At 26.4% G+C, this 14,768-nt stretch carries 7 protein-coding genes; 5 read left to right on the top strand and 2 right to left on the bottom strand.

Annotated elements, in window-relative coordinates:
- Positions 1-634 precede the first annotated feature (634 nt).
- Positions 635-1,144 carry a hypothetical protein gene (locus Q0J69_RS06535; protein WP_297205268.1) on the bottom strand — a complete coding sequence of 170 codons (510 nt, stop codon included), beginning with the start codon at positions 1,142-1,144 and terminating at the stop codon, positions 635-637.
- A 640-nt stretch (positions 1,145-1,784) separates the two neighbouring features.
- On the opposite strand from Q0J69_RS06535, the gene Q0J69_RS06540 reads away from it, so the two are divergent.
- The 4 genes from Q0J69_RS06540 (at position 1,785) to Q0J69_RS06555 (ending at position 7,370) form a co-directional block, all read left to right on the top strand.
- On the top strand, positions 1,785-2,162 hold the full coding sequence (locus tag Q0J69_RS06540; RefSeq protein WP_297205270.1) for a metalloregulator ArsR/SmtB family transcription factor: 378 nt from the start codon (positions 1,785-1,787) through the stop codon (positions 2,160-2,162).
- Positions 2,149-4,092 (top strand): heavy metal translocating P-type ATPase, encoded by a 1,944-nt coding sequence (locus Q0J69_RS06545; protein WP_297205271.1) that lies wholly within the window; start codon positions 2,149-2,151, stop codon positions 4,090-4,092. The genes Q0J69_RS06540 and Q0J69_RS06545 overlap by 14 nt, the downstream gene beginning before the upstream one ends.
- A gap of 308 nt (positions 4,093-4,400) precedes the next feature.
- Positions 4,401-5,555, top strand: a complete 1,155-nt coding sequence (locus tag Q0J69_RS06550) for an MFS transporter (protein ID WP_297205272.1) — start codon at positions 4,401-4,403, stop codon at positions 5,553-5,555.
- A gap of 87 nt (positions 5,556-5,642) precedes the next feature.
- Positions 5,643-7,370 (top strand): cytochrome c biogenesis protein CcdA, encoded by a 1,728-nt coding sequence (locus Q0J69_RS06555; protein ID WP_297205273.1) that lies wholly within the window; start codon positions 5,643-5,645, stop codon positions 7,368-7,370.
- Positions 7,371-7,740: 370 nt separating this feature from the next.
- On the opposite strand, the gene Q0J69_RS06560 is transcribed toward Q0J69_RS06555, so the two are convergent.
- A complete protein-coding gene (locus Q0J69_RS06560; RefSeq protein WP_297205275.1) occupies positions 7,741-10,863 on the bottom strand; it encodes a TaqI-like C-terminal specificity domain-containing protein in 3,123 nt (1,040 codons plus the stop codon).
- Between the two features lie 226 nt (positions 10,864-11,089).
- Here Q0J69_RS06560 and Q0J69_RS06565 point away from each other — a divergent pair, with 226 nt between their 5' ends.
- The gene (locus Q0J69_RS06565; RefSeq protein ID WP_297205276.1) at positions 11,090-14,476 is read left to right on the top strand and encodes a helicase-related protein; all 3,387 of its coding nucleotides are present in this window, start codon (positions 11,090-11,092) and stop codon (positions 14,474-14,476) included.
- The last annotated feature ends 292 nt before the right edge of the window (positions 14,477-14,768 follow it).

The raw sequence follows: 14,768 nt of genomic DNA on the forward strand, positions 1-14,768 counted from the left end.
TACATTCCTTCATAATTCAAATATTATTTAATATTATAGTCTTTAATAATTAAATCAATAATTTCTTGATTATCAAAAATATTTTAGCCTTAGTACTAATACTAAGAATAGTTACTGTAGTTTTATATTTTAATTCAATTATGAAAAGTATAATTTTTATCTACATAAGAAGCTTTTATTTATTTTTATGATAAAAAACATTTATAATTAAGTACTTGTTTTTCACATTAAAAAATATATAAAAATTGAAATTCCTAAATAAAAAAATTATTTATTGTATTGACTTATTTTAAATAAGGTATAATATTATTAATATTCAATTTTTTGTATGGCAGGGATGCTTTTAATTAAAAGATTCCTGCCAGTATAAAATATCGTGTGCTAATTACATATTGGTTTTGAAAGTCATAGATTCTTTTTATTTTTTATCATTTGTTTAATTCAATTTTTTTATTCAGGGCATATCCTATTATGAATATACCCATCATAAAAAATTGGAAAGTATTTATTATTTTTTGTTATTGTTATTTTTATATAGGCATGAACATTTTTAATTATGTACATGCCGTTTAGTAATCATATTCAATTTTTTGTATGGCAGTCATGTTTTTATAACTACACAACTATCTTGGAATTATTTCCAGTTTTTTGCATTTGCAGGTGTAAGAGATATAGTTATTCCTGTTTTTCCATCTTTATAATCATCTAGATCACCATTTAAAGTAATTTTTTCATTTGCTGCTGCTACAGTTACTTTAAATGTTACAGCATCGGTATTAGATGCATTAGCAGTTCCACCTACAGTAACAGTTGCTTTTATACCCTTAGTTTTCAAAGCTTCTTCTATTTTTGATTTAACTTCTTTTTTTACATCATCCAATTTAGTACCATTATCACCTGTTCCTGATAAAGCTTCTGTAGTTTTCAAAGAATCAAATTTGTCTCCGAAATTCCAAGTTTGATCTCCATTTTTATAAGAACCTATACTTTTTAATGCTTTTGCTACATCCGCTGCTTTTACTTCCGTTGGAGTTACAGATGTGTTTGAATTTTCTGTTGGATTAGTAGCTTTGTTGTTACAGCTTACTGCTAAAATAGCTGATGCTGCAACTACTAAAAATAATGATAAAATTTTTTTGTTCATATACGAACTCCTTTAATAAATTTTTTTATAATAAACATCATCTCTGATATTTACATGCAAAACATTTTTAGAAACATTATTTTAGTTGGATATTTGATTGTATAATAAATTAATTATTTTATGTAAAATTAATATTATTATAGACTTTAATATTGTTTTCAGAGTAAAGCGTTTCTTTACTTTTACTGTAATTGAACTTTACAATTATTGTTTTTGTTTTTTTTATCAATGTTTCTAATTTTGTCATACTTAAATGCTAGAGTTCTTTATTTTTTATGTCAATACTAAACTAATAAAAAACATTATTTTTTTTATTTTTTTTACAGCTTTTCAAAAACATATTATAGAAGAAGTTCAATATTTTGATTGCTGGCTATTAAAATAAATAATTTTTTTATGATGATATTTTATAAAATTATTACAAAAATTAAATTTAAGCCTTGTAAATAAAATATTATAAAAAAATTCTGTATGTAATATTTATTTATTTTTTTATTTAAAACATTATTTATTTTTAAATATTGTTTACTTTCTTCTTGACACAATTTTTTTATTACAGAATAATTTTTTTAAAAGCGTATTGACTTAATTGTTATATAAGTATATTATAATATTCTAATATACTTATATAAGGATTTGTATGAAAAAAAATATAAAGAAAAATATTAATGATTCTGATGATGACTGCGAAGTTAATACAGCAGATACAAATATATCATCATTCATGCCTAAACTTCCGAATGATGATGAGTTTTCGCTTTTAGCAGATTTCTTTTCTGTGTTTTCAGATCCTACAAGACTTAAAATAATATCAGCTTTAAGCGAGAAAGAATTATGCGTACATGAATTATCATCTTTTCTTGATATGAAGCAGCCTTCCGTATCTCAGCATTTAAAAATGCTTTGGCAGGCTAGGGTCGTGAAAAAAAGAAAGGTTGGACTTCATGTTTTTTATAGATTGGATGATGAACATATTGAAAAAATTTATACTTGGGGGTATGAACATGTTAAAGAATAAAGAGAGGCTTTTATTTTTATTAGAGATTTCTCTAGGACTTATAGTATTAATATTACTATACTCTTTGCACAAAACTATACATGGTGTTATAGAGTATATTATATTTTTTATACCGTATTTGATTTTGGGAAGGGAAGTATTTAAAAATGCCGCTTTAGATTTTATAAAAGGCAAGTTTATGCGTGAAAGTTTTCTTATGAGCATAGCAACTGTTGGAGCTATTATACTGCATGAACTTCCTGAGGCTTTAGCTGTACTTATATTTTATAGGATAGGTGAGTATTTTGAAGATATGGCTGTTGATAAATCTAAACGTACTATAGCAGCATTAATGGCAATAAGACCTGATTCTGCAAACATCATAAGAGAAAACGGCAATGTTGAAAAAGTTGATATATCTGAGGTTCATATTGATGACAATATAATAATTAATCCTTTTGAGAAAATACCTCTGGACTCTGTTATATATGAAGGTGAGAGCTGGATTGATACTAAGGCTTTAACAGGTGAAAGCATGCCTAGAAGTGTTAAAGTTAATGATGAAGTTTTAGCAGGTACTATTAATGGTGAGAATACTATAAAGGCTAAGGTTGTGAGGGCTTATGCTGAATCATCAATAGCAAAAATATTAAAACTTGTTCAGGATTCACAAAACAGAAAGGCGAATATAGAACAATTTATAAGCAGATTTGCAGGAATTTATACGCCTATAGTAGTATTCGGTGCTATCTTTCTTACTGTTATACCTACATTAATATATGGGAAGGATGTATTTAGTAACTGGTTTCAGCGTTCTTTAACATTATTAGTAGTATCTTGTCCTTGTGCATTTATGGTTGGAATACCTTTAACATATTTTGCTTCTATAGGCAGAGCTTCTAAAATAGGAGTAATGGTTAAAGGAGGGGTATTTTTAGATTCGCTTGCCAAGACTCAGAAAGTTATTTTTGATAAAACTGGAACTCTCACAAAGGGTGAATTTTCGATAATAGATATACATAATATGGGTATATATGATAATGAAACTTTAGTTAAATATTCTGCATTAGCTGAAAGCGGCTCTTCTCATCCTATAGCTTTGTCTATAGTTGAGCATTATAAGAAAAATTATAACGGTATTATAAATGACAGTTTAATTACTAGTCATAAAGATGTAGGAGGAAAGGGTGCTGTTTCTGTGGTTGATAATAAGAACGTGCTTATAGGAGGATTAGATTTATTAAGAGAAAACAATATAGGCATACCTAGTATAAGTAATAATATTAATGTTCATATTGCTGTAAATAATGAATATGCAGGAGGTTTTTTCATTGATGACAGCGTAAAAGATGATACAAAAGAAGCTATTTCTCTTCTTAATTCTATGAATATAAAAACTGCATTGATAAGCGGAGATAATGTTAACAGGGTGGAAGCATTTGCTCATGAGATGGGTATACAATCATTTAAGGGAGGATGTTTGCCTGAGGATAAGGTTAGTGTATTGGAAGATATGATGAAGGATTCAAAGTCTTCAATATTTGTAGGCGATGGTATTAATGATGCTCCTTCTCTTGCACGTGCTGATGTTGGTATTGCTATGGGAGGGCTTGGTTCTGATGCGGCTATAGAGAATGCAGATGTTGTTATAATGGATGATAAGCCTTCTAAAGTTGCTGCTGTAATTAAGCTTGCTAAAAAAAATCATACCGTTGTATTGCAGAATATATTTTTAGCATTGGTAATAAAATTCGGAGCTATTATTTTAGGGGCTTTGGGACTTGCTAGTATGTGGCTTGCTATATTTGCTGATACAGGAGTTACTGTTATAGTTGTTCTTAATGCTTTAAGACTTCTTTATCCTTTAGGAGAAAAAGACAATAATACTGATGCAGATACAAAAGTCTGCGATATAAAAGTTACAGACTGCGATTGCGGGTGCGGGCATTAATTTATTTTATATAATTATTATTGTATATTATAATAGAGATGCATATATGCATCTCTATTTTTATTTGACTTTAATTATAAAGTATATTAATAAACTTGTTTTTAAATTAAATAATTTTAATAGTTAATCTTATAAAGTACTTTTTAAAACTAATATAAAATAATTCTTTCTTACTTATATATGAATTAAAAAATTAATCATAAAACTATTTTAAATACTAATATAATTTTTCTAAAAATGTAATTGACAGATAAAAAATTATATATAAAATTTATCACAATTAAAATAAATTATATCGGAGATTAAAAATGCCTTTTGCTATATTTATGCTGACATTTTCAACATTTTGTATAGGCACAAGCGAATATGTTATAATGGGATTATTATCAGAAATTGCTGAAGACTTAAGTGTAACTATACCTCAGGCTGGTGCTTTAGTATCAATGTACGCTATGGGAGTTGTAGTAGGAGCTCCTATACTTGCTATACTTACAATGAAACTTTCTAGAAAAAAAACTTTGCTTTCACTTATGATAATGTTTATAATAGGAAATATTTTATGTGCTGTATCTGTTAATTATAGTTTTTTAATGATTGCAAGAGTTTTGGCGGCATTATGTCATGGTACTTTTTTCGGAATAGCATCAGTAGTAGCTTCTGAAATGGCTGGTGAAAATAAAAGATCTCAGGCTATTGCTATAGTATTTATGGGAGTAAGTCTTGCAAATATATTGGGCGTTCCAATAGGCACTTATATAGGAGAAAAATTTGGATGGAGAGCTACATTCTGGCTTGTAAGCAGTTTAGGAGTTTTAGCAATATTAGCATTAATAAAATCTATTCCATCAAATCTTACAATGCCTAGCGGAGATGTTATAGGAGAGTTTAAGATTTTAAGACATAGAAGAGTATTTATACCTCTTATATTATCCGTATTAACATCAGCAAGTTTATTCACAATATTCACATACATAGACCCTATACTGCAAAATGTTACTATGGTTAATAAAGAAACTGTTGTAAAAGTATTATTTTTTATAGGTGCTGGACTTACAATAGGTACATTCATAGGCGGAAAACTAGGAGATAAAAGTTTAATAAAATCATTAATATCAATGATGATTATTATGATAATAATACAGATTATAATGCTTTATGTTAATACAAAATTAATACCAATGGTATCAGATTTAATAGTATGGAGTATAGCAGGATTTGCAATATGTCCAATGCTTCAATCTCTAGTTGTTGAACAGGCAAAGGGTGCCCCTAATCTTGCATCTACATTTAATCAGAGTTCTTTTAATTTAGGAAATGCAATAGGAGCTAAATACGGCGGCATATTGCTTTCATTTGGAGTACAATATAAAGATTTATCAATATATGCTGCAATAGTAATGATTATAGCCATATCTCTTACTTTATATTTCAGGCATTATATAAAACATAGACCTATTATTTAACATATTCTATTAATTAATGTTTTATAATACGAACAATTGTTGCTATGCTAAATATGATAAAATAAAAACAATGGAGTCAAAATAATAATGAAAAACATAAAATACATATTTTCAATATTTATAATAATTATAAATATTTCTTATCCCCAATTTAATAATAATTTGTTAAATGTAGGTAATATTAAAGAAGCAAAAATAACTTTCAGTATATCAACAAATAATAACATGTTAATAGTAAATGCTGATATACCAGAAGGATATTATGCTTATCTAAAATCAGATATAGCAAATAAAATTTTATTCTTTGCTGATAATAAAGAAATAAATACAAAATATCCTGAAGGTGAAAAATATCATAATGATATTATTATAAAGGGCAAGCAGGAGTTTATACTAAATGATATAGATATAAATAATATAAGTTTTATAAAATCAACTTATCAATTATGCTCAGCAAAAGATAATGTATGCTTACAGCCTAAAAGTGAAATACTTTATGGAGAAGAAATTAATATTCCTAACAATTCAAACACTATAGCAGATAAAAAAACAGAAAATGCAAGCTCTATAGAAAATTATATAAAAGGAAGTAATAATATATTTATAACATTAATTTTAATATTTGCAGCAGGACTTGCATCTGTGCTTTTACCTTGTACTTATCCATTACTATCAATAACAGTGTCTATTTTAGGAACAACAACGGATGAAAAAAACAATAAAAAATCAAGTGTATTAGCTTCGCTCTTATTTGCATTTGGAGTAATCACAACATATACTCTTTTAGGTGCTGTAGTTTCTGTGGCTGGATTTGCTTTTCATAAAACTATTCTATTTGGAAGCATTGGATATAATCCTATTATTTTAACTATTTTAGTATTGCTATTTTTATACTTTACTTTTTCAATGGCAGGTTTTTATGAGATTAAAGCTCCTTCATTTTTACAGTCAGCAAAAACGAATGCATACAGCAAAAAAAATCAGTCAGTGTTTCATAAATATATAATGGGGCTTCTTGCAGGAATAGTTGCCACTCCTTGTGCTGCTCCTATAATAGCGGTTATATTGGAAATAGGTTTTCTTAATCCTGTGTTCGCCACTCTATACATGGCTGTTTATGCTTTGGGTTTCGCTTCTGTATTATTCATTCTTGGTACATTCGCTTCAATACTTACAAAAATGCCTAAGGCTGGAACTTGGATGGTATATGTTAAATATATTTTCACTTTCCTAATGATGATAATAAGTTTCTATTATGCTAATATACTTTTCAGTGTAATTGGATTTAATAAAATAAGTTATATACTTGCTTCAGCTGCGATATTAGTATTTGCAGTATTAGTTTACATAATTAAAAATAAATCTGCTATGTTAAGTGCATTAGAAATAAAAATATTCGTTTCTGTAGTAATTATATCAATAGCATTAGGCTGTACTTACGGATTCATAAAACAAAAGAATGAAGTTTCAAATCATATAACATACAATGAAGCATTAGAACTTTCAAAACAAAACAACAAACCAATACTAATAGATTTCTCTGCTGTTTGGTGTGCGAATTGTTATGAGCTTAAAGAGAAAGTATTCGTAAATGAAGAACTAAAAAAATTCATAGATGATAATTTGATTTTCACTGAAGTTGATGTTGATAAATACAAAAATATTTCTGATGAGTATAATGTTAAATGGCTTCCTTGGATAATAGTAATTGACAGCAACAAAAACATATTATACACAAAGAATTCATTTTCAAGTTTCGATGACAAAATGGCTTTGAGTATAAAAGAAGAGTTAGAGAAAGTAATTAATAAATAAATTTTATATAATGATTATATTTATGTAAAACTAAATGATATAGAAAATTTATTAGTTTGATATGTGTACTAAAAATTTTTAAGTTTTTCAAATGATACACTTTATATATAATTATCAACTTTTTTGCCGCACAAAAAAGTTGCAAAAAACGCACATACTACAGCTTAATATTTTAAGAATATGTATTAAATATGGTGTAATACCATAGTTTTAGGTTAAAAATGCAGGATTTCACGAAGCGTGTCCGAGCAAAGCGAGGACATAAGGTTCTTTTTTTGACTAAACAAAAAAGTACCAAAAACGGTTTGCCTTCTTTCCAAAGACCTACCCCTCAATAACCATAATCTCATCCTCACTCAACCCATAAAACCTAAAAATTACCTTCAATAATTTTAATTTCATCTTCAGTAATATTGTATAATTTATATATTATTTTATCTATATCATTCTGTATTAATTTTATATCAGCAGTTTCATCATTTTCCTTTAATTCTATACATTTATGAACTAATTTATTAATTTGATTTATTATTTTATCATCTGCTTTTATTATAGGTAATTTTTTTATATCATCAATTAATAATTTAGGAAAAAGTCCCTTTGAAGCTTTAGGAGATGAATTAAAATGATAAAATGTCATTAACTTAGAATTCAACAAACCCAACAAAAATAATAAATGTTTAGGATTTTCAGAATTTTCAACTATAACTATTATGCTAGGATCATGATACATTTCTTCATCAGAATATGCAGCATATATAGATGGATTTGTAACTTCTCTTATTAATACTCTTTTTGAATTAAAGAAAAAAGGTTTTCTAGGATTAGCAACTTCATCACAATAATTAAAATATTCTTTTTCATTCCATTTAACTGAATATGGAGTTATATCTTCTCCATATAGCCATTTTTTATAATTTTTATTAATTCGTTTATTTGAATGAAATTTCCTACTTTTTATTGTTTCTTCAGATTGACCTCTATATTTATCATATGCTATAACACCTTGAGAAATCAAACCTTTATAGTAATTTTCCAATGGCACAGTATTTTTATTAGTTACTATCTTTTTTACTATAGACAAATTTTCTTTTGATTTTAAAAATATCAAACTCCAATTTCTAATAAATGTATTTAAAATATTATTATCAATATATTCTTGTTTTTTATTTAGTAACTCTTTTAAACTATTAATATTTTGACAAGGTATATATTTTATTCTATCTTCATTTCTATTTGAAAGTGTTATTATAATATTCCTTACCTTAGCATATTTAAATATATGATATTGAGAAAGATCAACCATATATACTAAATTTTTATTTTCTAGTAATTTCATTCTAAAATTTTCTGCAAAAACATTAAACATAATTGAATTAGGTATTATATATGATATATAACCATCATTAGATATTAATTTTTTACCCAATAAAAGAAACCAATATTGAATTTGTAAATCAGGAACACTTCCATATATTTCTTTATATGTTTTTTCTGTATTTTTTGGTAATTTAAGTCCATAAGGTGGGTTTCCTATAACTATATCAAATTTCCTATCCAAACCGAATTGCAATTCATAATCAAAATATAATGCAGGTTTATTTTTAAATGGATGCCAAGAACATATTATATTTTTTGTTTCCCTTTCCAAATTTTCATCTCTTTCTATCTGTTCAAAAAATGCTTCAACATCATTCTCTGCAACTTTTTTATCATTTTTATCATGTATATTAAAATAATTTTTCACAGATTTTCTTAAATTTTTTATATGCCCTTCAATAAACATTTTTTCTGTAGGATTTAATTTTAAAGGAACCAAAGTATTTGCACATATAAATTGAAAATCTAAATTCGGTAATGGATTAATACCTAGATTGTCTTCTTTTTCATTTTTTTCTTCATCAATAATCAATGATAAAAAAGCCCTTAATCTGCTTATTTCAATAGCTATAGGCTGTATATCTACACCATATATACTTTTTTGTAAAATAAATAATTTGTATATATAATTAAATTCTTTAGTACTATAAAATTTTTCATATTTTGCTTTAACTATTGGGTCAGTTACATCTTTTAATGTTAATTCCTTATAATACTCATGCTTAGGGTCTAGCTTATCAATCACATTAAAAACCCTCTGAAGTATACCCAAAGGAAAAGCCCCACTGCCGCAGGCTGGGTCTAATATGATCATGTCATGTATATTCTTTAAAATAAGCTCCCTTTCTTTATCGCTGTACTCTATGCTCTCTTCAACATCAAAAATCCCGTCAATCTTATCTTTCATATCAGGAAGTTTTTTATACAGATAAAGCTTTATAGCCTCTATCACCATATAGTCCACAATCTCGCGTGGTGTATAAAATGAACCTGATTCGTCTTTCGCACTCTTTTCGGTTTCTGGGTTTATCTCTGCAAGTAGGTTTTCAAAAATACGTCCTAGCATTTCAGGGTCTATGCTTATCTCAACATCGAAAGGGGCACTCTCATCAACAGTAAAATTGTACATATCAAAAAATTCAAATAGTTCCTTTATTATATTATCGTCTATTGTTTTTACTGCCTCATCGTCTTCCTTCTTTGAAAATAATCCGCCGTTCAAAAATGGTATGCTCTTCTCATAATTATATATCACTCTGTCCTTTGAAAATTTTCGCTTCTCCATATCCATATTAAGAACATTAAAAAATAAATCCTCAAGTACATCGCTGTAATAATTTTCTTTATATTTAAGATTCTCAAAAACAACGCTATTTAATATATCATTCGGTATAAGTTCCTTCTCTCTCAAAAACCAGCAGAAAAGCACGCGTCCCAAAAATCTTAATGCAAACTCTTTAGCCTTATTCTCATCTTTATCAAAATATTTTATTACATCATTATGTATATACTCAAAATATTTTTTAACCCCATTATAAAACTCTTTATTAACGCCTTCCACACTGAATGCATTTTCTATACTGGCAACACTTTTAAAAATATCGCTTGTAAGTCTGCTCTGCGGAGTATGTACCTTTATACCCTCGCCAAGCAAAAAAGTATATCTCTTAGGATTACTATAATCCTTCTTTATCTCAATAGCATTTCCTACAAATACACCTATCCTGTCATGCTTCACATAAGAAACCCTATATATTCCCTCTTTATCCTCATACAATATAAAAAATATACCCTTACCGTACTCTCCGGCACTAAGTATCTTACTGCATAGCCTTGAAATTTTTACTCTGCTTGCAAGCCTAGTATTTGTTATGCGAACTTCATACACGCCGATAGTCTCATCATTATTATCGCATACATTCAAGTCCCCAATCCAAATAACGCTCTTTAAAAAATCCTTATTTTTCTCTAGTATCTCTTCCTCACTGCTTATAGAACCATATTTCTCTGTAAAATTCTCTCCCAAATGCTCAGCCCATTTATTTTTATCATAAGCCTCATCAAATTTAAAATTATTTACAGTATTATTTTTTGTATTACTATTTTTAGCCATAGAGATACTCCTAAATTTTCATACTATAATCATATATCAAAACTGCATAAAAATAAACAATATTTATTTTACTTTTACACACCTAAACAATTACTTTTTTATAATATCTATATAATGTAGAAAAGTTGCCAAAATATATTTGTTCAGGTATATACTCAAATATATCGTACTTCATTAAAATACTATTTAATGTTATAATCATAAAAAATTATAATTTGGAATATATATGGCGAATATAATAAATAATTCTAATAAAAAAGTTTTTGATATATTTAAATCAGATAAAAATAAGATTGAAGAAATATGTATACTTGCTGGATACTGTTTTTTTAGTGCATTTTATGATATAGCTAACGATGATAAAGCTAGAGAAATATTTTTAAATGCAAAAGTAAGAATCATTATGGGTATGAATATAGACCCAAAAGTACACCGTATATACATAAACTACTGCAATGAAGAAAGTCCAAAAAGTAATCAGGAAGAAATAAAAGATTTTGAAGATTATACTATATATCAATTAAGCCAAAATCCAAAAAATGCTCAGGTACTGCAATTATTTAAAACAAAATGTAAAAACTCAACACTTGAAATCAGAAGTGCCAAAGAAAAAACCCATGCAAAAGTATATCTGTTAAAACACGCTCAAACACATACATTTGAAAACTTAAGCGGCGATGTAATAATAGGTTCTAGTAATTTCTCTTCAGCAGGACTTCAAGGTCAAAGAGAAATTAATGTTCATAGTACAGGTATATTTGAAAAAGCATATCAAATTTTTGAAGAAGAATGGAAAAATAGTCAGAATATATTAAGCATAGAAAATCATGAAGATTTCTTCAATAATGTAGGAATTAAAAATGAAAATACTGAAAACCCAGAATATGAACCGCCTGATGCTGAAATAAATACAATATACCCTACTCCTTATGAAGTGTATCTAAAAGTAATATACGAATATTTTAATTACATTTCCAATGAAGAATTATTATGCAGACCTAATGACTATAATTATGTAGATTATAAGTATCAATTAGACGCTGTAAAAAATGCAATCAAAAGCATCATCACATATAATGGTGTTTTGATATCCGATGTTGTAGGACTGGGTAAAAGTATAATAGCTTCTACAATAGCAGCAAATCTCCTCAAAATGAAAACCGTTGAAGAAATAATAATTATATCTCCTCCAAAAATTATATACTCTTGGGAAAATTATAATTCAGAGTTTAAATTAAATGCTGTAATTAAAAGTTCTGGAAAATTAGATGAAATATATGTATATGTTCAAAATCATAGAAAATCAAGACTTATTATTATAGATGAGGCTCATAAATTTGTTAACAACAAAACAGAATCATATAGCCTCATAAAAAATATATGTTCTATGAATAAAGTTATGCTCCTTACAGCAACACCTATGCATAACACCACATCAGATATATTTTCTTTAATAGATATTTTTGACAGAATGCTCACAACCGACAATAATATAGGAGAAATAAAATCAAAAATATTAAAAGAAGAAAGATCTTTAAAAATGGATTATAAAAAAGATGATAACAAAGAAGATAACAAGAAAAAGATAAAAAAAATATCAAAAGAAATATTAAGTTTAATAAACCCTATCATCATAAGAAGAACTAGAAAAGATTTGCTTGAAGACAAAGAATACAAAGAAGATTTAGAAAAACAAAATGCACAATTAAATGATGTAGCAAGCCCTCAGCTTCATGATTACAATTTAGGTGATATTTCTCAATTATATGCAGATACATTTGAAAAAATCACTCCGAATAACAATGATGGAAATACTAATAAAAAAGAAGAAAATACATTATTTAATTATCAAAACAATAATGAAAATAATAGTGAAAAAGAAAACAGAAGCAAATTCAAGGCAGTACGTTATGAACCATTAGTATATTTAAGAAGCACCACAATAGAAGAACAGAAAAAATCTATGGAAATAATAGAATATGTATACGGAGAAAATATCAATAGAGATTTTGCATCTGTATCATCAAGAAACTTAACCAAATTTATGAAGCATTTGCTTGTAAGGAGATTTGAAAGTTCTATATACGCATTTAAAAAAAGCATAGACAACATGATAGATAAATATAAAACTATAAAAGATTGGATTGAGAGATCTAATTGTTATCCTATATATAAAAAAGGCGATATGCTTTATATAGAAGATTTTTTCTCTAACAATGATATAGATGACAGCAATGATATAGAATATGATAAAATAGAATTAGATTTCACAAAATTAAAGAAAGAACATGAAGATTTGAAAATTATAGAAAACGTAAAAGAAGTTTTGGACAATCAATTCTTTGAAGACTTCGATAATGATTTAAAAATACTTAAACAAATACAAAAAGATTGGAAAAATATAGGAATTGATAAAGATAAAAAATTCCAGAAATTAATAGAAAAATTAAAAAGCTTCAAAAAAGAAAATGATAAAAGAAAAATAATAATATTTAGCGAGTTCAAAGACACTGCCGATTATCTCTATGAATCTATACAAAAAGATGAAGAATTAAATAATATTTTCAAACCATTAAAATCAACTTCTGAATCAAAAAATAGAGATATAGTAGCAGACAATTTTGATGCCTCCATAAAAGAAGATAAACAAAAAAACGATTATTTCCTTCTTATAGCAACAGACACATTATCAGAAGGTATCAATCTTCATAGAGCAGGAGTAATAATAAATTATGATATTCCATACAACCCTACTAGAGTAATACAGAGAGTAGGACGTATAAACAGAATAGGAAAAAAATTATTCGATAAAATATACATACATAATTTTATACCAAGACTAGAAGCTCAGAAGGATATAAAAAACTGGCAAATTTCAAATTTCAAACTAAATTTAATAAATGCTATATTTGGAAATGATACTAAAATATTAAAAGATGATGATGAGATTAACTCTTTATTTTCATTAAAAAGAGAAAATGAAATTTTAGCAGATGATGATTTGAGTTGGGATACTGAATACAGATCAATTTATAATGAGTTGAAAAATAATGAAAAACTTTTAGAAAAAATCAAATCTATAGAAAACAATATTATTATAAGGCGTGAATCAGATTTTGAAGGTTTACTTGAAATAGTTCAAACTGATAATGGAGTTTTTGGATCTTTACTTAAAGGATCAAAAATAGATTTTAATATAGAAAATTTATTCAGAACTTTAAAAGCAAATAAAGAAGAAAAATATCTTTCTCCTAGCGAAAAATTAAAAGGACTTGATGAAGAATTACTAAGAAGAAAAAATATAAAGAAGCCTAAATCAAAATTAGATATAAATATTAGGTTAAATAAATTCTTTGAAAAATGTTCTAATGAAAAAGAAAAAGATTATACCAAAAAATTAATAAATATTATTGATAATAATTATTTATCTGACAAAACTATAAAAGAATTATCACAAAAACTAAAATCAAAAGATGGATGCAATATAAACGATTTGGAAAATATTGTACCTTATGATGAAGTTAATGAAAAATTTAACTATTCCAATAATAATTTGTCGAGCATATATAAAGGATCATATTTAATAGTAAAAGAAGAATTTAATAAAATATAATTTTTATTAAATAATAATATATATAATAGCTATAAAAAATATATAATTAATTTTTGAGTGATTATTACATATAACAAATATAAGAAATATTTATTTCAACAATTAGGCTTAATTAAATTTTTATATTTATAAAGTTTTTAGATATACTGAAATTTTTTATATTTTGTAAATATACTATCAACTTTTTTGCCGCTTACGCTCTGCGGGCTTCGTCAAAGTTACAAAAAGTGCAATTGCTATAATTTTATATTAAAAACATACATATTAAATATAGTATATAACCTATAAAATG

It is taken from the genome of uncultured Brachyspira sp. (genome assembly GCF_944388875.1).
In the GTDB taxonomy this organism is placed as follows: domain Bacteria; phylum Spirochaetota; class Brachyspiria; order Brachyspirales; family Brachyspiraceae; genus Brachyspira.

Bases quoted from the DNA above. Each gene is read 5' to 3' on its own strand.
- Q0J69_RS06535 (WP_297205268.1), bottom strand. From the start codon at position 1,144: ATGAACAAAAAAATTTTATCATTATTTTTAGTAGTTGCAGCATCAGCT.
- Q0J69_RS06540 (WP_297205270.1), top strand. From the start codon at position 1,785: ATGAAAAAAAATATAAAGAAAAATATTAATGATTCTGATGATGACTGC.
- Q0J69_RS06545 (WP_297205271.1), top strand. From the start codon at position 2,149: ATGTTAAAGAATAAAGAGAGGCTTTTATTTTTATTAGAGATTTCTCTA.
- Q0J69_RS06550 (WP_297205272.1), top strand. From the start codon at position 4,401: ATGCCTTTTGCTATATTTATGCTGACATTTTCAACATTTTGTATAGGC.
- Q0J69_RS06555 (WP_297205273.1), top strand. From the start codon at position 5,643: ATGAAAAACATAAAATACATATTTTCAATATTTATAATAATTATAAAT.
- Q0J69_RS06560 (WP_297205275.1), bottom strand. From the start codon at position 10,863: ATGGCTAAAAATAGTAATACAAAAAATAATACTGTAAATAATTTTAAA.
- Q0J69_RS06565 (WP_297205276.1), top strand. From the start codon at position 11,090: ATGGCGAATATAATAAATAATTCTAATAAAAAAGTTTTTGATATATTT.